Origin of the sequence: Cryobacterium sp. TMT2-42-4 (assembly GCF_004402645.1) — a bacterium.
GTDB classification, from domain to species: Bacteria; Actinomycetota; Actinomycetes; order Actinomycetales; family Microbacteriaceae; genus Cryobacterium; species Cryobacterium sandaracinum.
This window is the reverse complement of sequence record NZ_SOFT01000007.1, coordinates 168,155-187,669: the sequence shown is the minus strand read 5'-3', so window position 1 is coordinate 187,669 and position 19,515 is coordinate 168,155. Positions and strand designations below refer to the sequence as shown.

Sequence of the window (19,515 nt, the reverse complement as noted above, 5' to 3'; positions counted from 1 at the left end):
ATGGAACTATCGTCGCGCACGGCGATCAACGATGGGCTGGACATGGTGGGACTTCCTGATTCTCGCCCTACGTCAAACGGCGGACTTGCTCTGAGCTACTGGCCTCAACTCACCCTGACACGTAGGGATGTCCTGCACGTCGCGCCCCGGGCGCTCGGTGGCGGCTTGGTGGCTGGCGTTCAACCGGATGAAAGCGGGTCGGAGTGACCGTTACTGGTTCTGGGGCGTTGCTGGCATCGTCACTCTTTCCTCAATTGGCAGCATCTCCAGTGCTGCTGAGACTCTGCTGGTGCAATTGAACATTTCATAGATCGCCAATCCGCGGTCGGGCAAAAGTTGGACGCGGAAGCTCTGCAGGTCCTCAGCCCGCGTCGAAGGAAGGTTATTCATGGCTTCTCGAACACCCAGGCTCTCTCTGGTCGTACTTGTCGGGTTGGTCCTCAGTGGGTGTTCGGCTGGAGTTGGCACCGGTGACTCAGCGTCGGCTGCCGGGGGAGCGATCGAGTTGGCGGTATCGCAGACTTGCGCTGGTGGGGCGGACCCGCAATGCGTTCAGGTCAATGGCGAGAATGTTGTTCTCCCATCCGTACTTGAGCGAGCTGGAGTGAAGGATGCCACCATCGCCGAAAGTGAGGGGCAGAACGCGGTTGATGTGACGTTTACCGAAGACGGGGCGGTCGTCTTTAACGCCCTCACGGTGAAGGCTGTCCAAGCCGGGGATTCGGTGCGCCTGATGATCAAGATCGGCGGGGAGATACAGGCTGCCGTCGTGGTGATGGAGGCCATGGAAAGTGATCATGTGCAGATCAGCGTCTCTCCAGACGACAACGCCCAGAAAATCGTAGACCTGATTCATAAAGGCTGAGAAGCGTCGGTGCATCCGGACAAATTCGGGAGAGCGTGGAGGATGAGCTGTGCTGAGCCCAGGTCGTAGGGGGCCCAAGGGGATCCTCGTGCGGGCGGGTTGCAGTGCCGCAGCCGCCGGTGGTGTACCTTCCCGGCGGGACCTGCATACAGGTCTCAGTACGCGTTTACTCGGTGTGGCTCACTGTGCTGAATTGACAGGTGGCTGCTCGTGATTGCGGCGGGACTTGACCAGCAGCACCACGCCGAGGGCCAGCCACCAAAGCATTCCCAGAGGGATCAGTGCCATGGAGGCAAGCCAGATCCCGGGCAGGTCGATCGCTGCTGCCGTCATCAATGGCCCAGCCAGGAGCATCACGAGACGGAGGCCTGCGACTAATCCCAAGACACATAACCAGATCGGAAGGGAGCGGGAGAGAGCCCCGGCCACACAGATGCCCACGGACCAGATAGCGAGCGTAATGAGGCCCGCCGCAAGGAAACCATGGGTTCCCGACATCTGAATGGTGAGGTATGCGGACTCGCCCCATCCCCTATCGAGCGAGTCGATGTAGAGCAACGGCCCCACCGACTCGCGCAAGACCCCTTGCATGAACAAGAACGCAGCCGCGAAAAGTCCGAGCGCGCTCAGGCTTCGGCGGGTGATACTACTCGTGCGTGGCGTAAGCACATCTGAGATAGCGAAACTGGCCACGATGTACGCGAGTGCCATGGTGAACGTTGCGACCGCCGCCAAAGCATAAAACTGCGGATACTGGCGCAGATAGTCGAGGCTCACGGCGGGGTTGTCGGTGTCATCGAAACCGAGAACCGGTCCCATTAGTTCGAGGGTGAACATCGCGATGCCTGCAAGTCCGGCGACGATAACCGCTATCCCACCTGAGCGCAATGCTGACCGATTTATGTTCCCGACCGTTGTTTTCTCCGATGCGGGACGCCTGTAGTTGTCGCTGGTTGCACGCATGGTGCACTCCTTCGGGATAGCTCCGCGCGGACAAGCATGGCGCGCCGGTCACGGTCTGGCGACGCATCGAATGGTACGCGCGAGAACGGTTGCGCAAAATGGATTTAGCAGGCGCCTCCAAGTGCCCTGAATGGATGACGGGCTACTCCTGGAAACCGCCGCGGCTATCGGCCAGCGCTCCATTTAGTACCTGCGATGAACTTCACTATTGAAGTTGTCATATTGGGCGGCTCACGCGGCCGCGCGGGCGGTGGCACCTTGTCGTTCCTGCGACCTGTACAGAACTTCCGGTACCCGAGCAGGCGCCCGTCGAAGCCTGGCTACCTGACGCTTTCCGCGTTGTGCCTTGAAGCTGAACTGCGCTGACGACAGACTCGTTCGTCGGACGCCTGTGGACACAGGTTCGGCACCAATTCGCCGAGATTCCGACGTTCCGGAAGAGTGGCATTCGGAAACCTCTTCCGGTCGGGTTTTCTTGTGCTTTCACGGCATCGTGAGGCTGAGCCAGCGTTCTTCGATGGCATAGCCGAGATGATCATTCATGCGGATGTTGCCGGCGTTGACTTGAGCTCCACCCGTGCGATGCGGCCTTGACGGCCACGGCGAGCCCTCTGCGGCGGTAGGAACGGTGAACGGACGTGAATTTGGTTTCTGCGCGCGCAGTCATCAGGCTGATGACGCTGATGGCAACGAGTTCCCGTCATTGATGGCGCCGTAAAGGTGGCGCCCGGATTCCCACAGTTCGAGTACATCAAACTCGTTGCGGTGCGGCACGGATGTCGCTGGCGTGTACGGGTAGTCGGCGTGGTTCACTGCTTCGAGTGCTGTGACCTGAGGCGCCCAGCTGGCAGCGAGTTCCTCGATCAGGAATCCTTGGTCCGTTGCCGCGACGACGGCCGCTTCCAGTGCTGTGAACTTGGCTGGATCGCTCAGGCGCAGGCGTGCACCCCACGATTCGCCGACAACAACGTACCCCGCCGCCGTGAGATGCTGCAGGCGTGGATCGTTGACTTGGACTACCTGGATATCCGCGTTCACGATGCTTTCAGGCTTGCGATCATGTCAAGAAGTCGGCCGCGATCACGTCGGTATAGTGCGGCATGCTCCACGAAATCACTGCGACCCGTGTCTGCGGCACGTTGATCAGTGAAAACGGCAAGATCTTCCATCCGGTGCGCTGCCGCACGGAGCACAGCAGCCTGATCGAACTCATAGCCGTACGCACGGATGAGCCCATCGAGGCGGCCGGGGCGAGCATCCCGGTCCGGAGCGTCATGGTCTGCGTACTCGCCAAGCGGAACGAGCCGATATGCGAGGTACGCGAGGTCCCAAATCCGAGGCCCGGGGGAGGCCAGGTCGACGTCGATCAGACCCGCAATGTGCCCGTCTTGGAAGACCATGTTGTACGGTGCGATGTCGTTCAGGCACACCACCTCGATTGGCTGGTGCGCAGGCAGCTGCCATATGGCGGCCGAATGCGCGAGGGGCGCGCTGGCGTCATGCACCCGTCGGAGCAGAGACCCAGCCTCGTGCAGGATCGTGGGCGACCAGATCCAGCTGGGCATTGGGTAGTGGCCGACGATTCCCGGAAGGTAAGAGAGCACTTCGCGGCCCTGCTCGTCCATGCCCAAGGGCTCAGGTACTTCCGTCACTCCCGCCGCGCGGAGTGTGCTCAGAAGTTGATGTACCGCGGGAGTCCAAGGACCGGCGGGGCGGTGAACGGTGTCGCCTACCCGCACGACAATGCTCGAGTTTCCCCCCGCCAGAACCTCTTCATCCACCTCTCCAACCTAAGGGCTGAAGCGGAACCCTGGACGTGAGCGAGCCCGGCCAGCGTTGCCACTACCACCGAAAAGGTGGCAATTAGGCGTGAGAACGTCTTGACCATTTTCAGTTCGCTCCTGCTGGTGTCGAGGTTGTACGGGACACGGTGCCCGGTGGCCGCGAAGCCCCGACTTTCGGACGCCCGGCGCGGCCGCGTCCTCGTGCACAGGGGAGAGTCAACCGGACGGTCTCGCTACGGGCCCAGGCTTCAACGGCCGTCAACAGAGCATCGGTCAAGCCGAACTCGCCGCCACGAAGGGCAGGTGCCACTTACACGCCCATGAGAGGGTGGGCCGGTGTTTGGATCGGGCACGAATCCTGCCATCGTTCCAACCCAGCGCCCTGACTCGGTGATCGCTGCAATCGCGCTGCCCCGTTCATTCACGCCATTGAGCGACGCGAATTCACCGCCATCCAGCGCTGCCCTTCAGGTTGCCCAGGTCGCGATCGATCGCTTTGTTGACGCCACCATTTTGACCCAAATCACAGACGGACGACGAAATCGAATTGGGCTAGCAAAGGGCGTCGTTCAGGTCCGTGACGAGTTCGCCGCCCGAGCAAAGAGACACCGAGAGCGGGACGTTTTCCGCATCGATTTTCCAGCAGCCCGCTGGGAGACGCGCGTGCACTCAACAGCAGGGCTGAACGGCGCCGTTCCAGGTCGGTCGGTTCGCAACCCCGGGGCGGCGGGTGCTTGAGCGACGAGCGTCACAGTCGGCTGGATGGATCACACAGCGGGACGCTGAGGTTGGCAAACGGAAGGTGGGCAACGTGATCGGCGATTCGAACGAAAGCGTTCAAGAGGACGATCCTGGTCCTGTTGTCGCGGCCCCGCTGGACCGCTGGCGTGACCTGCCGGCACGGGTGCGCGTGGACGAGCAGAGCATGTCCGTGCCAGCTTCGGACGCACCTGACCCCGAGGGTGGCAGGAACCCTGACAACGACTGGCTGCTCCGCGGCGTGTAAACCAGCGTGCACATCCAATCCGAGGGCAGGATCTGCCAGATCGTTGTCTGGTTGAGGACCATCGCTCCGTGCCGGAACGTAGTGAAGTGGCCACTCTGGTTTGGCAACGCGATTGCTGATGATCGAACTCGGCAGCCGATTTCGGGCGCTCTGAAGTTGAACTTCCGGAATGGACGAGGTTCTACCACAAGCACGACGACGACGAGTGGGACAGTAACGAGAACTCCCTGCGCGATAACGAGGAGGGACGTGCTGTCGCACGGCGAGTAACGGAGGAAGTCGCTACTCGTGATGAGCCCCAACGCGATGCCAGCAATGCCCACCCCGACCGCTGTGCCCAAGCCGCCCGCGACCATGCTGGCCGCGCTCTCGCGAACTGAGCTCCGGTCGACCAAAGCGACTGAAAGGGCCCCTCCGAGCACAGATAGGGTGCAACCAGCAGGCCAACCACCCCGAACTGGGTGGCACCGTTTAGGACTGCGCCCAGCGTCAGATACCTGGACTCTCCTGCACGGTGGTGGTGACTACGGCCTAGCTGCCTGCCCGGTGCAGACGCTCCGTGAAGTGGAGAGGCACGATGTGGATCTCGGTCCTGGCTACACCAGGTTCCGTACGCCCAGTCGGCAGCGAAGGGCGTACCCTGCGACAGGGCCGGTGGATCAGCCTGCGGCCTGTGGTTCATTGGCAGCGGCTCGGCCGGGTATCAGAAATCGGTCAACAGTTTCGGCTACGTCAACGCCGCGAACACCGTGTTCGGGCCGAACTGGGGACACCGATCGATATCAACTGTGTACACAGTACTTCTTTCAAGTCCGGGCGAGCGGATGGCGATTTCCGCTAGCTCCGGCTCCCCAAGAACTCCTCCAGCGCGGCGAGGTCATCGGTATTTATGTGGTCAACGCCGGCCTCGTGCAGTTCAGTCCAGATCGCTTCGCGGGCTTCGCCCGGAATATCGAGGGTCCCCCAGAAACGGACACGGTAGCCCTGGGAGTGCGCCGACTGCACGTATTCGCGCAGCTTGACCTTTTCGCTTTCCGGCATCGGACCGACGCCCTGCCACACGAATAGCTTGTTCCAATTCTCACTGACCAGCGGCATGAGATCGGCTGGTATTCCAGATGTCAGGTCGCCGGAGCGGCCGTCATAAAATGCCAACCGTGAGTCAAGATTTTGCATGGTTTTTAGAGGGCGGTTGCCGCTGACCACGGCGACAACCGGTGCGGATTTGGTTTTGCCGTTGGTGTACGTGGTCATGATCGAGCGATGCTCAGCCAAGTCTTCCTCAATCGCAGCGTAGGTGCTCTCGCCGTCACTCTTAATGTCGATCAGAAGTTGGAAGCTGCCATCCCAGCCAGAGTAGACACTGCCAGCACGTCCGTCCACGATGCGGTCGAGCGGATCCAGGTAGAGGCTTTCGAGAGTGACCCCCGCCTGGACATCCTCGAGATCGTGAGCGACGAGAAGTTCGCCATCTACGAGCCAAACATCGGCTTCCACACTGGTGAATCCGTGCTCGAGGGCATCAAATAACGGACGCTCATGCTCATAGTCATTGTGAGCGTGGGCGGCAGCCTGCGGTTCACCGAGCACGATGTCGGCCGGTGGTGGTGCGGCCGCGCCGGTGACGGTAGCGAGGCCGACGAGGGTAACGAGAACTAATGCGGTATTTTTGGCCATCAGGGAAGTCCGTTTCTACAAAATGTGTTCCGCCGAGAAAGTCCCGTCGAAATGAGATTGACCGCATTATCGGCTCCACGCGTGTTCCGGTGAACAAGCTGGTTCGGTTTGTAATGCGCAACGGCTACAGTTCTAGCGGCGTCCGGTTACCTGCTGGCGCCGGTCGAACCAACGCACCATGAACGGTCTGGGCCTGCGTGACCGTATTGCCGTGCGGGACGATCCACTGCCGTAATCGTGTCGTGCTGAACTGCGCGCAGGCGAGCCTGCTCGCTCACGGACGGCACGGCCGAATTCAGTTCGCTGACCGGCGGTCGGGCGATGAGCACGCCGGCGACGGCATCATGAACTCCTCGTTCATCAATGACCTCGATGCAACCGCCCCATGTCGGACCGTCGGCCACCGTGTTGACGCCCGCCCAAGTCCACGGTTCCGTCGCTTCACCTACGCCGAACTCCATCAGGGCTTGGTGGTCGGTCCAGGGGATGCCGAAGTCCTCGGACTCGCCCGGATCGGTGAGTTCGATATTGCCTTCGTCCAGCAGTGACGCGCGAAGTGACGCCACGTGCACGTCATCGAGGTGCGGGCCTGGCCCGAGGTGTGTCGCTGTCTCCGAGGAACGATCTGATCGTCGTCACCCATCGTTGCAGGAACGGCCCGGATGGTCGGGTCCGCGAACGCCGCTTCGACATCGGCAGCTCGCGTCTCGGCACGCGCGCCGAGCAGTCGTGTTGTCGGATTCTCGACTGGCACGAGCCCGGTTGCTTCCCTGAAGCGTCGCATCGCCTGCTCGTGGACGGCCTCGGACACCGCAGGAGCGGCGAGATGTCGTGGATCTCCGCGGTGTCTCGATGACACAGGATTTCCTTGCTGGTGCGGTTCAGGGTGCTGCCCAGCGCGTCAACTGAATGGTCCCCTGCTTCGCCCGCGAGCCCAACCTCGACGGACGCAGATGCGCTGCCCATGCGCGGCGGTTCCGAAGTCTCGGGGGAGCGGCATTCGGGCACGGCTATCGGGACGAATTTGCGGCGCTACTGTCCACACCAGTACCAGGAGTAGACCTCTCCGACATGAATTGAGCCCATGAGCCCATGAGCGTTTGGCGCTGGCGCACTCGGGTACTTGTGTATACCTAGTACTGGGTCTTATGCTGACGGGATGGCACACGATGCGCAGATGCTCAAGGGAGTCCTCTCCCTCCTCCTACTGCGCCTCGTCCGGGAGCAGGACGACTACGGATACGCCCTCGTGGTTCGTCTTCGAGAGGCCGGGTTCACGGAACTGACGGAAGGCAGCGTATATCCCGCACTGACTCGTTTGGAGTCGGCCGGGCTGCTTGATTCGCGCCTCGTGCGGTCGGCCTCGGGACCGGCACGAAAGTATTACGTTCTCACCGCCGCCGGCCAGGTAGAAGCGACTCGCGCACTCGACGCGTGGACCACGCTCACCGCCAACGTTGATCATGTCCTCAAGTGAAGGAATCCAGAATGAATGTCCTCGACCGCGCCCGCATCGTGGGCGCCACTCTGTCCTACGACCTGTGGCTCGACTTCGCCGGCGTCCCGGGCCAGAGACGACGCGATCTGAGGCGTGAGCTCAGGGCCAACCTCGGTGCTGCGACCGCACTCGTCGGGTCGCGTGATGCCGTCCGAGGATTGGGTAGCACCCGCGGGATGGCCGCAGCTGCAAGCTGCCCAGATCCCACGCGCCCGCGTTGGACAGTCGGATTCACGGTCGGCATCAGTCTCCTCGGACTGTCACTGCTAGCCGAGCTACTCGCTGCACTGAGCTGGCTTGATGGTGCAATGGCTGCAACTCCCGAAAGCCCGGTTACCGGGGCGATGACTTTTTTCCCCGGGTCGAGCCTTACCTACAGCCCGTCCGCCAGTGGCTTCAGCCTCGCGGTCGACGTCGGCTGGGTCTGCCCGGCCGTCGGAATCATCGCCTTCGTACTAGCCTCACGGCCGTGGCGGTTCCTTACCCTCCGCGGTGGGTCGCCCTCGCACTCGCGAACCTTCAACGGGGAGTGATTCTCGAGAATCTGTTCTGCCGAAGCATCTTCGTCGGGCCAACCCGGCGTCCACTAAGGGCGCTGGAGTCCGAGAACGGAGGCTTACCGTAGCCACTGCTTGTTCACGTGTGCTCGCGCAACCGATTTCTTCAGCCAGCCCGTGCTGTCTGGACGAATTCAGAGAGTCGCCTGACCGTGGCTGTCAACGCCGACCGAGAACAGGACCACTTCTGCCAGGTGAGTTCTCGGGCCAATTCCAGTGGTCGGCAGACCCGTTCGGAGGTGGGGTTTCAATTTCCCGGTCAAACTGCTGTTTCCCGGCCATTAGAGGGCATGGTAGATCGTTTCGTGGGACACATGCCACCGATCGCCACCGCGGTCACTGCCCGGATGCTATACCGAGAGCAATCACCAGAATCGACGCTGCCGGGTAACCACACCACACGGCCATGGATAGGATTCGGCCTGCGCGGATGAACCGCCACGATCCCAGTTGATGTCGGAGCGCCATCGTCTCCACTGGGACCGTTGCCTTGTTCAGTCTCCACTTGAGATTCAAGACAATGAGCGGAATACCGGCAACGACCGCAATAATGCCGAAGATCAACACAGGTGAGGCCAGGACGTCATCACTGCGGGGATTCAGACGGCTGATCAACTGGAACAGTCCGAACGAGACCAAGTTGACAATGAGCACAGCGTTCAGGAGCAGAGTCATTCGCTGATTCGTCGTCCCAAAATGCAGGATATATCGCTGATTCGGAAACCCCTCCTGATCGAGGACCTCAGAGGCATCCGCTCTCAGAGCTGCTCGGCGCCAGCGTGCAATCATTGTGGGCACGAAGTAGCCCGCATAGAACGGACCACCACAGAGCATGACTATGCCGACTGTGGCCGGGACAATGAACACAAGAGTTCCGGCGACGGATCCGGTAACCAGTAAGGCTGCGACGATCAGAGATACGGCACCCCAGCCGTACCGGGACCGTCCAGGCGCCGCTGGCTCCATTACAGGTCCCGTCACTTGCCCGTCCTCTCCTGCTCGACGAGCGCGGCATGCAGAGCCGTTGCCTACCCGTCAAGACATGCCTACCCCTGAGTAAGCCTCCCACGCGACTGCGTGCAACGGTCTGTTGCACATTTGTTTTCGCCCAACGCCAAACGCGCAACCCCGTGTGGGCCGTAGTCCGCTCGCTGCTCTGCCGCGCCTAGCGCTGGCGCGAACGGACTGGGACTCCTCTTGCTGTCGGTGCCGCGGTAGAGCCCCGGTCGTCGACAGTGTCTGTCACCGCGGCATGCTCTCGACGGTCTTGTCGGCGATGGCCTTGACCAGCTGTACGTGATCCCGCTCGTTCTGCTCGGCGTAGCGGCGGGAAAACTCTGTCATTCCTGTGGCGAACTGAGGACCTTTTCCCATGTAGCTGCTTATGGCTTGCGGGTCGCCGGAGCGGGCGTGGGCGCGAGCTAATGTCTCGCCACAGGCAGTGGCAAACTCGATGAGGCGTGAGCCGACAAGGTCGATGCTCGGGATAATCTTCATGTCACGGAATTGGCGTACGTAATAGTCCCTCCCGTGGAACGAGCCCCAACCGACAAAGATGTCGGTGGCGCGTCGATGGTGACCCGGATCGGTGGATCTTCGGTGATGCGCGGGCGACCGTGAACCATGTCAGTGAGCTTGGTGAAGGCATGCCGGCTTGTGCGCCGCTCCTTCTGCTTCTCGATGTGGATCGACACGCCCCCGCGATCGGCAGGCTTGAAGTACTTGACCAACCTCTCAACGTGCATGCCGTCGTACCAAATGTCTAGCTCGGGCGCGGTGGCGTAGCGGCGCATCCGGATCTGATAGGCCTCGATAGCAGCGCCCACGGCAGCATCAGCGCGTCTCGCGCTAATCCTGTCCTGGCGTGCGGCTACCACCAAACTGGCCGCGAGCCGCTTCACATCCCACTCGAAGGGTCCAGGTAGCGTCTCGTCAAAATCGCGCAGGTCAAACATCAGGCGCCGCTCTGGAGTGGCCCAAAGGCCGAAATTGAGGACATGGGCATCACCGCAGAGCTGCACATTGAGCCCACTGTTCGGCTGAGAGGCGAGGTCGGCTGCCATGACGGCCGCAGCCCCTCGGAAATAGTTCCAAGGAGAGGCCGCCATTCGATCGCGGCGAATGGGGAGGAGCTCGGGGACCCGGATACTGTCTTGGGACAGGATCGTTTCCAGAGCGTCGTGGCCTCGTGCCGCCTCATCCCATACCCCTGTTCGCCTCCGACCCGCACGTTTACGGGCAAGCCTTCCGGATTCTCGTCGCTCACCTGTAGTTTCTGAAAGATCGCGCAGCGCACGCAGCGGTGACGCCCCCGTCGGGTTGAATTCGGTCATGGAAGACCATCTCTCTGTCGGTGGCCAGCTAAATTCGGCCGCAAGTATTCCACGGCACCCCCCACGTCATGCCCGTTGCGCACTTTCCAAAATGTGCGGTTGCTGCGATGCGTCTCGGACGGAAACCCGTGGTTATGCATGGCCCGACAACACGCGTGAAGGATAGAAGTTTCGTGTCACACCCAGTCGCCAGGGCATCGCTGTGACCGTGATCGATAAGTAGCGCGGTTATCGCAGCGCTAGTTGGCGCGCCTCCGAGTCCCGCACGATCGTCTCGCGCACACACCGATGGCCGAGTGAACCCTTGCAAGAAACGTCAACGCCCGCCCGGATAGCCCGTCCGGTGAGGATTCGCACTTGAGGGCGTCAATGGCAACACACCCCAGTGGCAGGACCCCTGCCCCGAGGTGTCTTTGCCTGTCGTAGACGACCCGGCGCACGCCTCGACCCCAGATGGCACAGCAGGGTCGAGGCGGTTTGCGGCTCGGTCAGAGGTCGGCGAGCATGCTCACCGGGTTCTCGATGCAGCGTGCGACGTAGGTGAGGAAACCGGCGGCGGTGCCTCCGTCACAGACCCGGTGGTCGAAGACCAGCGACAGCTCGACCACAGTGCGCACCGCAAGGGCGTGATTGACCACCCAGGGGCGCTCGATCATCCGCCCGATGCCCAGAATTGCAGCCTCGGGGTGGTTGATGATCGCTGCTGACCCGTCGACACCCAGAGCACCGAAGTTGTTCAGGGTGAAGGTGCCGCCGCTGAGTCGAGATGGGGAAAACGAGCCATCCGCCGCTTGGGTCACGATACCGGCGATCGCATCCCGCAGTTCGCGGGTGGTCAGTGAGTGGGCGTCGTGCACCACCGGCACCATCAGCCCCCGCGGGGTCTGAGCGGCGAGCCCGAGGTTGATGGCACCGCGTTGCAGGATCTCCTGGCTGGCCGTGTCGACTGAGGAGTTCAGCAGCGGAAACCGGCGCAGTCCGGCCACCGTGAACCGGGCGATCAGCGCAGTCACGCTGAAGCGCTCACCTGTGGCTTCGAAGAGGCGGTCCCGCGCGGCGAAGAGCTCGGTGGCGTCCACATCGAGCCAGACGGTTGCCTCGGGGATCTCCCGGCGCGAGACGGTCATTCGCTCCGACACCACCCTGCGCAGGCCGGTGATCGGGATGCGGATGTCGTCGGTGGGCGCGGCCCGGAATACGACCGGCTCCGCCACGGGTGCAGGTTGGGCCAGTGCCGCGGGATCGACCACCGGTGTGGACTCAACCACTGCGGCCCGTTCCCGGATTGCCGATTCCACGTCCCGGCGCAGCACAAGCGCGTTGCTCCCGCTGCCGATCAGCAGGGTCGCGTCGAGGCCGTTTTCGCGGGCCAGACGCCGAACCAGCGGTGAGACCACGGGGGAGCGGCCGGCCAGGTAAGACGCAGAGGTGGGAGCCGTTACCGGGGTGGCCGGAGTCACGTCGGAGACCGGTTCGACGATTGCCGCGAGGACCGGAGCCGCTGAGCCGGATCGCACGCCAAAGCGCGCAGTGGCAGGGCGCCGCACGGGACGCGTGATCTCGCTCGTGCCGTAGCCGATGAGCACGGCACCGGATGCCGACCCGTCGACCTCCGTGACCGGAACCCCGGCTGAAATCGCTGCGGTCGATACAGCAGTCCGAGCGGTCGGCCGTGCGGTGTCGGCCTCGGCGGCATCCGTCACTGTCAGCAGCACCTGCCCGGCGTGAACGATCTGGCCGGCGACCCCGTTCAGGGCCTCGACCACACCGCCGAACGGCGACGGCAACTCCACGATGGACTTGGCCGATTCGACCTCCACCACGGGCTGGTCGATGGTGATGGTGTCGCCCACGGCCACCAGCCAGGACACGATTTCAGCCTCGGTGAGTCCTTCGCCGAGGTCGGGCAGGATGAAGTTTTGAGCCATCAGTTCCACTCCCAGGTTCCTAGGGCGGCCAGGATGCGGTCGGGAGTGGGAAGAAAGTATTGCTCGAGCTTGGGGGAGGGATAGGGGATATCGAAACCCGTGATCCGCAGGACCGGCGCTGCCAGGTGGAAGAAGTTGCGCTCGGTCAGCCGGGCGGCAACCTCGGCCCCGTAGCCGCCGAACTGCGCCGCCTCGTGCAGCACAGCAGCGCGGGAGGTCTTCCGCAGGGAGGCACCCACCGTCTCGTCGTCGAACGGGGAGAGGCTGCGCAGGTCGATCACCTCGATCGAGAGCCCCTCGGCGACGGCCAGCTCGGCCGTCGCGAGGGCCGTTTTCACGGTCGGACCGTAGGCGATCAGCGTGACGTCGGTTCCCTCCCTCAGCACGACCGCGGTGGTCATCGGCGCGGTGCGCACAGGCAGGCTGAGCTCGGCCTTGGCCCAGTACCGGCTCTTGGGTTCGAGGAAAATGACCGGGTCGTCAGAAACAATGGCCTCGCGGAGCATCGAATAGGCATCCGCCGGATTCGATGGCGAGACCACAGTGAGACCGGGCGTGGCCGTCCAGTAGGCCTCGGAGGAATCGGAGTGGTGTTCCACACCCCCGATATCGCCGGCGTAGGGGATCCGGATCACAATGGGCAGCTGGATGCGCCCACGGGTGCGGTTGCGCATCTTGGCCACGTGCGAAACGATCTGCTCAAACGCCGGGTAGCTGAACGCGTCGAACTGCATCTCGACCACCGGGCGCAGGCCGTACATGGCCATGCCGATCGCGGTGCCCACGATCCCCGATTCGGCCAGCGGCGAGTCGCTCACTCGGCTCTCCCCGAATTCGGCGTACAGCCCGTCAGTCACCCGGAAGACGCCGCCGAGCGGGCCGACATCCTCACCGAACAGCACGACGGTCGGATCGTCGCGCATCGCGTCCTGGATCGCGGCATTCAGCGCCGCCGCCATGGTGAGAGTGACCGGTGCGCGCAGGCGCGTCGGTGCGGTGTCGGGGAGCGTCATGAGTTGACTCCTGAGTGGGCGGCGACGGATGCTGCAGCGGCGTGCTCTGCGTGCTCTGCGTGCTCGGCGAGCTCGGCTGCGAGGAAGGCTCGTTGTTCCGCCAGGGCGGCGCGCGGGGTCGCGTAGACGTGGTCGAACAGCTCCAGCGGATCCACTGGGGCGGACCGGGTCATGCATTCGCGGGTGTCCGCCGCCAGGTCCTCGGCCTCGGCACGGATGTCCGCACGCTCCGCGTCGTTCAGCGCGCCGATTTCGCACAGGTAGGTGTCCAGGCGGGTGATCGGGTCGCGGCGTCGCCAGATCTCCAGATCCCCGGGATCGCGGTAGCGGCTCGGGTCGTCGGAGTTCGTGTGTGCCTCCATCCGATAGGTCAGACCTTCGATCAGGGTTGGACCGTGGCCGGCGCGGGCGTTCTCCACTGCCGTCGTGGTGACCGCGTACATCGCGGCGACGTCGTTGCCGTCCACAAAGTAGCCAGGCATCCCGTAGCCGATGGCCTTGTCGGCGATGGTGCGGCAGCGCATCTGCTTGTCCAGTGGCACGCTGATCGCGTACTGGTTGTTCTGCACCACGAAGACGACCGGGGCCTGCCAGACGGCAGCGAAGTTGAACGCCTCGTGGGCGTCCCCCTCGCTGGTGGCGCCGTCGCCGAGCAGGGTCAGTGCGACGGTGCGTTCCCGTTTGAGCTTGGACGCGGTCGCGAGCCCCACGGCGTGCAGTGCCTGTGTCGCCAGAGGGGTGGACTGCGGGGCGATCCGGTGGGCGTTCTGGTCGTAACCGCTGTGCCAGTCCCCACGGAACGAGGCCAGGATGTGCTCGGGCGGTACGCCGCGGGACAGTAGGGCGATGCTGTCCCGGTAGGTGGGGAAGAGCCAGTCCTCGGCGCCGAGGGCGGCGACCGCGGCGATCTCGCAGGCCTCCTGGCCGAGAGCTGATGGGTACGTCGCCAGGCGTCCCTGCCGGGTCAACGCGGTCACCTGCACGTCGAAGCGGCGGGCGACGACCATGCGCCGGTAGAGATTGAGTAGTGTGGCCGGGTCCGGCAGGACAAACCCGCCGGCCTCATCGAGCGGCGCGGCGCGGCCGGTGTCATCGATCAGGCGGAGGGGACGCGGCGCGGCGAGGGGGCTCTCAACCAGGCTCTCGACATTGAGGCTCATGTCGCAATGGTGGGGCATCTCCGCGCCCTAGACGATGTCCGGGTGACGGATGCGAACGATTGGTCCGAAGCTGCGTCGCGCCGGACCATTCGTCCGCGGAAAACGACCGTTCAGCGCCAGCTGTCCGCAGCGCGGGCCGGGGGCAGGCCGGTGATTTCCTCGAGGATGAGGTGGGACCGGGTGGAGATCACGCCGGGCATGCTGTGGATATCGCGCAGGATGGCTTGGCTCAGCTGCTCGTGGTCCGGAGCGCTGACGGTGAGGATGATGTCGATGTCGCCGCTCACGGCCTGAGCTTTTTCGACGAAGGGCAGTTCACTCAGGCGCCGGGCCATCTCGGCCCAGGAGACATCGCCGATCTTGACGATCACGAGGGCGGAGACCCTGAGCCCGAGCGCCCGCCGGTCGATCTGTGCTCCGAATCCGGTGACCACACCGTGACGCACGAGATTCTGCATCCGGCTGTGCGCGGTGGTGCGGGAAATGTGCACGAGCACGGCCAGCTGGCGCATCGATAGGCGGCCGTCGCGGCTGAGTTCGGCCACGATCTGCCGGTCGATCGCGTCGAGACCGTCGGGCGTGCCGGGGGCGGCGGGGGCCGAGTGCTGCGTCATTGGAATCCTCAGGCTGGGGAAACCCTCAGACTACCGCCAGCCCAGGTGACTACCGCATCGCGCGCAGGTAGTGGTTCTTGGGCCAGTGGCGCAGCCGGCGCGGAAGCCGCGGATAGACACGTGCGGTCAGCCGGATCAGCCGGTCGAAGCGGCGCTGCGCCCCCGCGGTCCAGGGCAGGCCGAACAGTTCCCGCACCGAGCCAGGGAGCAGCCCGACGGTCACGAACCGGCCCAGTGGCATCATCAGCCGCAGCCAGAGCGGCCCGGTGCGGGGATGCAGCAGCTGGCGTGCCACGGCGCGCGTGGCGGCATCCGTCTGCAACTCGCCGATGCGTCGGTCCCAGTAGGCGCCGAAGGCGGCCCGGTTGGGCGGCCACAGCTCCGCCGGCATCTGCAACGCCGTGCCTAGCACGGCGTACTCCCGGTAGAGCGCGTCCGCCGTGGCTCCGTCAAGCGGGCCGTAGACCAGCTCCCGCATGGTCAGGGCGGAGTCATATAGGGTCGCCGCCACCCAGAGCTGCAGCTCCGGGGTGAAGGCGTTGTAAGCCGGACGATCCGCGGTGGCCAAGCCCGACACCGGGGCGTGGGCGTGATCGACCCGGCGCCGTGCCCGGCCGGCCGCCTCCGGCGATCCGAACACGACCGCGTACACGTAGGTCAGGGTGCCGCGCAGCCGATCGAGCGGTCGGGAGGCGAAGTCGCTGTGGTGCGCAATTCCGTGGCCGATCGCCGGATCGGCGATCTGCAGGAGGATTGACCGCCCGCCGGCGGCGATCAGCACGGCCTCGCCGGCCATGTCCCTCATCTGCATGCGCGCCTCCCCGCTCGAAGACCGATTGTAACGGCGCCGGCGGTGAAACGGATGGGCGCTTCGCCACGACTGCTGCCGGCGGGTCAGCCTGGACCGATGATCTCCGGCCGACGACACCCGGCCCCAGCCCGCCGCCTGGCGGCGCTCGCCGCCATGGCCCTGCTGGCCCTCACCCTCTCCGGCTGCACCGCGGCGCGCGGAACGGACGCGAAAAGCGCCGCCGCCCCGCTGTCATCCTGGAAGAAATGCGGGCAATGACGGATGCCCTCAGCCCCGACCCGGAACTCCCGCTACTCATCGGCATCGACCAGAGGGGCGGCGAGGTCTCCCGGCGAATCCCGCACGGTACGGCACCGATGTCACCGTACTGATCGGCAGATTCGTCGAAGCGGTCGATACCGGGCGGCTCACGTCGGAGCAGATCGATGATGCTGCCTACAAGCTCCTGGTGCTGCGCGTCCGGGCCGCCCTCAGTGGGGTGTCACCAGGGTCATGACCCAGTACGCCGAACGCCCGGTCAGCGCTCAGTCCGCTAGCCCTCTGCCGTGCCGACGAAGTACGCCGTGACAACCTCGCGGGTGGTGAGCGGATCTTCCCCCGAAATGGGCGCGACGCGCACCGTCCACCGGGGACCTGACCGATCGATGCCGTCTGCGCTCTCGGCCCAGACCGCACCATCGTCCGTGCACGAGTAGGTGCCGTACCAGGCGGGGTGCTCGGTCAGGTCGTTCCAAACGCCACCGCTGCGAATCAGGCAGCGGTCCCCGTCGCTGAGCAACAGCCCGAGCGGTCGCGCCTGCTCGGGCGCGGTGGCCGCCGGCCGGCTCCCGGTGCTCGGCAGGCGCACCACCTCCGTGGTCCACGGGTCGCGGTAGCAGACCACAAAACCGGGCGCCGCATCCTGCCAGCACGCTACGGCGAACGCGCTCGACGGTGTGCAGGCGTGGATGTTGTCGTCGACGGCGACCGCGGACGGCCGTATATCGACCGACGCGCTGCCACAGTCGAGCGTGACGGTCGTCACCTCGGTGACGGTGAAGCCCGCGGCAGGCAGACCGTCCTCGGTGATCGGGCGCATTACCACGATCTCGGTTCCCGGCGCCGTAGTAGAGGAGGGAGACGAAGGGGCCGGGGACGCGCACCCGGCGAGCAAGGCGATCAGCAGACCCAGGGGGAGCAAGAACCGTGAGCGCATTTCAGCCCTCCGTTCCACCCATGCACCAGCCCCCTGAGCGACTGACGGTACCCTCGGCCCCGGAGGCAGTCAAGGGATTCAGGCGGGAGTGGCCGGACCACTGTCGAAAAGAACTCTCCCCGATTCGGAATAATTCACTTTCCTATGCGCTTGCATGAAAGTGAGGACGAGAATCCACCGTTCCGCGAATTGAGGAGAACCCATGACTCAGACCACCGCAGTGAGCATCCCCGGCTACAAGGCCGGAACCTGGACCATCGACCCGACCCACAGTGAGGTCGGATTCAGCATCCGTCACCTCATGATCAGCAAGGTCAAGGGCACGTTCGAGAAGTTCGACGCGACCTTCGTCACCGGCGAGAACCCGCTCGACTCCTCCGTTACGGCCACGGCTCAGGTCGTGTCGATCAACACCAACCAGGCGGACCGCGACGGCCACCTGCGCACCGGCGATTTCTTCGACGCCGAGACCTACCCGACCATCAGCTTCGTCTCTACCGGCGTGCGCCAGGTCAAGGAGGACTTCCTCGTCGACGGCAACCTCACCATCAAGGGCGTCACCAAGCCCGTAACCTTCGACTTCGAGTTCGGCGGCTTCGGCACCGACCCGTACGGCAACTACAAGGCCGGCGCCACAGCGAAGACCGAGGTCACCCGCGCCGACTTCGGCCTCACCTATAACGCGGCCCTTGAGACCGGCGGAATGCTGCTCGGCGAAAAGGTCACCATCACCATCGAACTTCAGGCCGCGCTCAACCAGGCGTAGTCGTTCCCGCGCAGAGGTCTGCGCCGGGTGGACACGATTACGAGAGGGACCCCACGGGAGTGGGGTCCCTCTCGTGTTGACCTTTGGTCAGGGTACCGACGCGGTCGCTCCGACCCTCTGCGCCCCGGGTTAGTGCTCGTGAATGAGAGACCACGCTGCTCGGGCCGAGCGCAGGCGTCCGGGGACAGAAATTCGCGCGCTCACTTTCGATCCGACGGGCATATTCCGAACCTCGGAAATCATCGGCTATTCGCCCTTGATCTCCTCGCGCACCCGGCGTAGGTCCTCCATCAGCGATCCGATCAGGATCCAGTGCTGCGGATGCGGCGTCGCAATGATCAGAGGGGCGGTCAGGGTGGGTGGTTCCTGTGACAGGCTGACCTGCTGGGCGCCGGGGTGGTCCACCTGTTCGGCGAGGAGCCTCAGGTCATGGGCGGCACGGCTCAGCTCGACAGTGATCGCGAGCACCGTGGGCTCGAGGTGCAGGGAATGGTCGTAGTGGTCGCGCAGGGACCGGGTCATACCGATCGCGCGTGCCACGAGCGAGGTCAGCCGCGCGAAGAGCTCCTCGTCGATGTCGAGGAGACGCCGGTTCACCGCATGCCGCGGGTTGAGCGTGAGGCTCTCCTCGGCCTGCTTGAGCGCCTGATCCGCCTTGGCGAGCATGGGGCGCAGCAGACGCACCTTGATCATCATCTCTTCGATCTGGCTGGCCTTCTGCGGAAACCGCAGGGCGTCGACGATCCGGTCGAGGGTGTCCGCGATCTCGTAGGCAAGTCGGATCACAGCCGCGTGGGCCGGACGAAGAAGCACTGGTGGCACGATCAGGGCGTTGACGAGGAGGGCGGCTGCCGCCCCGATGATGGTTTCGACGATGCGATCCCGCGCGTATTCAGCCGTAGCCGTACCGATTGTGAGTAAGAGCATGGCGCTGATTGGAATTTGGCTCGCCGAGCTGGGGGCCAGCCGAAGCGCCCACGCCAGCATGATGCAGAACACGATGGCCAGGAGAACGACCCAGCTGGACTGGCCGAATGCGACACCGACGCCATAGGCGATGATGACCCCGCCGATAACACCCAGACTGCGTTCGACCGCGCGACCGAGGGTCTGGTTGATGTTCGGCTGCACCACCAGCAGGGCGGCGATCGCGGCGAAGACCGGCAGCTGCTCCGTGTCCAGTAGCAGTTGCGACAGGATCCAGCCGAGGGCGACCGCCACGGATGTCTTCACTGCCTGGAGCAGAGGAATCCGGCTTGTGGATCGCAGCCGGGTGTTGATTCTCACGTGCCTAGGGTAGTCGAATGCGTCGGCGGGTCGCATGCACCGGCACGTCGGACCGGTG

21 protein-coding genes are annotated in these 19,515 nt (G+C 64.1%); 6 read left to right on the top strand and 15 right to left on the bottom strand.

The features are described 5' to 3' along the window. Positions 1 to 604 precede the first annotated feature (604 nt). Complete coding sequence (locus tag E3O18_RS02065; RefSeq protein ID WP_134417342.1) at positions 605 to 865, top strand: hypothetical protein; 261 nt, start codon at positions 605 to 607, stop codon at positions 863 to 865. Between the two features lie 180 nt (positions 866 to 1,045). Here the strand turns inward: E3O18_RS02065 and E3O18_RS02060 are convergent, their stop codons facing one another. The 3 genes from E3O18_RS02060 to E3O18_RS02050 form a co-directional block, all read right to left on the bottom strand. Then, positions 1,046 to 1,828 carry a DUF4386 family protein gene (locus E3O18_RS02060; protein ID WP_134396176.1) on the bottom strand — a complete coding sequence of 261 codons (783 nt, stop codon included), beginning with the start codon at positions 1,826 to 1,828 and terminating at the stop codon, positions 1,046 to 1,048. Positions 1,829 to 2,494: 666 nt separating this feature from the next. Continuing rightward, positions 2,495 to 2,866, bottom strand: a complete 372-nt coding sequence (locus E3O18_RS02055) for a hypothetical protein (protein WP_134417340.1) — start codon at positions 2,864 to 2,866, stop codon at positions 2,495 to 2,497. After that, entirely contained in the window at positions 2,863 to 3,480 is a 618-nt protein-coding gene (locus E3O18_RS02050; protein WP_241973550.1) for a phosphotransferase, read from the bottom strand. The genes E3O18_RS02055 and E3O18_RS02050 overlap by 4 nt, the downstream gene beginning before the upstream one ends. A gap of 943 nt (positions 3,481 to 4,423) precedes the next feature. On the opposite strand from E3O18_RS02050, the gene E3O18_RS02040 reads away from it, so the two are divergent. Then, complete coding sequence (locus E3O18_RS02040) at positions 4,424 to 4,618, top strand: hypothetical protein (RefSeq protein ID WP_134399220.1); 195 nt, start codon at positions 4,424 to 4,426, stop codon at positions 4,616 to 4,618. 837 nt (positions 4,619 to 5,455) lie between these two features. On the opposite strand, the gene E3O18_RS02035 is transcribed toward E3O18_RS02040, so the two are convergent. Beyond that, positions 5,456 to 6,295 (bottom strand): phosphatidylinositol-specific phospholipase C/glycerophosphodiester phosphodiesterase family protein, encoded by an 840-nt coding sequence (locus tag E3O18_RS02035; protein WP_134396179.1) that lies wholly within the window; start codon positions 6,293 to 6,295, stop codon positions 5,456 to 5,458. Between the two features lie 146 nt (positions 6,296 to 6,441). Beyond that, entirely contained in the window at positions 6,442 to 6,861 is a 420-nt protein-coding gene (locus E3O18_RS16825) for a hypothetical protein (RefSeq protein ID WP_174722101.1), read from the bottom strand. A 593-nt stretch (positions 6,862 to 7,454) separates the two neighbouring features. On the opposite strand from E3O18_RS16825, the gene E3O18_RS02025 reads away from it, so the two are divergent. Together E3O18_RS02025 and E3O18_RS02020 are read left to right on the top strand one after the other, a co-directional pair. Continuing rightward, positions 7,455 to 7,772 (top strand): PadR family transcriptional regulator, encoded by a 318-nt coding sequence (locus tag E3O18_RS02025; RefSeq protein WP_134396181.1) that lies wholly within the window; start codon positions 7,455 to 7,457, stop codon positions 7,770 to 7,772. An 11-nt stretch (positions 7,773 to 7,783) separates the two neighbouring features. After that, complete coding sequence (locus E3O18_RS02020; protein WP_134396182.1) at positions 7,784 to 8,326, top strand: hypothetical protein; 543 nt, start codon at positions 7,784 to 7,786, stop codon at positions 8,324 to 8,326. A 360-nt stretch (positions 8,327 to 8,686) separates the two neighbouring features. Here the strand turns inward: E3O18_RS02020 and E3O18_RS02015 are convergent, their stop codons facing one another. From E3O18_RS02015 to E3O18_RS01985, 8 genes are all read right to left on the bottom strand, one after another. Then, positions 8,687 to 9,025: a hypothetical protein gene (locus tag E3O18_RS02015; RefSeq protein ID WP_134417338.1), complete on the bottom strand. Its 339-nt coding sequence runs from the start codon at positions 9,023 to 9,025 to the stop codon at positions 8,687 to 8,689. 567 nt (positions 9,026 to 9,592) lie between these two features. Continuing rightward, positions 9,593 to 9,907, bottom strand: coding sequence for a DUF2252 family protein (locus E3O18_RS16295; RefSeq protein WP_198410638.1), 315 nt, complete (start codon positions 9,905 to 9,907; stop codon positions 9,593 to 9,595). Next, complete coding sequence (locus tag E3O18_RS02010) at positions 9,844 to 10,683, bottom strand: DUF2252 family protein (RefSeq protein WP_198410881.1); 840 nt, start codon at positions 10,681 to 10,683, stop codon at positions 9,844 to 9,846. Before E3O18_RS02010 ends, E3O18_RS16295 begins: the two co-directional genes overlap by 64 nt. Positions 10,684 to 11,171: 488 nt before the next feature. Continuing rightward, on the bottom strand, positions 11,172 to 12,611 hold the full coding sequence (locus tag E3O18_RS02005) for a dihydrolipoamide acetyltransferase family protein (RefSeq protein WP_134417336.1): 1,440 nt from the start codon (positions 12,609 to 12,611) through the stop codon (positions 11,172 to 11,174). After that, positions 12,611 to 13,624, bottom strand: coding sequence for an alpha-ketoacid dehydrogenase subunit beta (locus E3O18_RS02000; RefSeq protein WP_134417334.1), 1,014 nt, complete (start codon positions 13,622 to 13,624; stop codon positions 12,611 to 12,613). Before E3O18_RS02000 ends, E3O18_RS02005 begins: the two co-directional genes overlap by 1 nt. After that, complete coding sequence (gene pdhA, locus E3O18_RS01995; protein ID WP_134417332.1) at positions 13,621 to 14,784, bottom strand: pyruvate dehydrogenase (acetyl-transferring) E1 component subunit alpha; 1,164 nt, start codon at positions 14,782 to 14,784, stop codon at positions 13,621 to 13,623. The genes E3O18_RS02000 and pdhA overlap by 4 nt, the downstream gene beginning before the upstream one ends. 110 nt (positions 14,785 to 14,894) lie before the next feature. Further along, positions 14,895 to 15,398, bottom strand: a complete 504-nt coding sequence (locus E3O18_RS01990; RefSeq protein ID WP_134396187.1) for an Lrp/AsnC family transcriptional regulator — start codon at positions 15,396 to 15,398, stop codon at positions 14,895 to 14,897. Positions 15,399 to 15,447: 49 nt separating this feature from the next. Further along, positions 15,448 to 16,209, bottom strand: coding sequence for an oxygenase MpaB family protein (locus E3O18_RS01985; protein ID WP_241976687.1), 762 nt, complete (start codon positions 16,207 to 16,209; stop codon positions 15,448 to 15,450). Positions 16,210 to 16,305: 96 nt separating this feature from the next. On the opposite strand from E3O18_RS01985, the gene E3O18_RS16005 reads away from it, so the two are divergent. Further along, complete coding sequence (locus E3O18_RS16005) at positions 16,306 to 16,467, top strand: hypothetical protein (RefSeq protein ID WP_166784681.1); 162 nt, start codon at positions 16,306 to 16,308, stop codon at positions 16,465 to 16,467. 274 nt (positions 16,468 to 16,741) lie between these two features. Here the strand turns inward: E3O18_RS16005 and E3O18_RS01980 are convergent, their stop codons facing one another. Further along, positions 16,742 to 17,287, bottom strand: a complete 546-nt coding sequence (locus E3O18_RS01980) for a hypothetical protein (RefSeq protein WP_134396188.1) — start codon at positions 17,285 to 17,287, stop codon at positions 16,742 to 16,744. A gap of 319 nt (positions 17,288 to 17,606) precedes the next feature. Between E3O18_RS01980 and E3O18_RS01975 the strand changes: the two genes are divergently transcribed. Then, positions 17,607 to 18,170, top strand: coding sequence for a YceI family protein (locus E3O18_RS01975; RefSeq protein ID WP_134396189.1), 564 nt, complete (start codon positions 17,607 to 17,609; stop codon positions 18,168 to 18,170). 246 nt (positions 18,171 to 18,416) lie between these two features. Here E3O18_RS01975 and E3O18_RS01970 read toward each other — a convergent pair whose 3' ends face one another. Then, positions 18,417 to 19,457, bottom strand: coding sequence for an FUSC family protein (locus E3O18_RS01970; protein WP_134396190.1), 1,041 nt, complete (start codon positions 19,455 to 19,457; stop codon positions 18,417 to 18,419). Between the last annotated feature and the right edge of the window lie 58 nt (positions 19,458 to 19,515).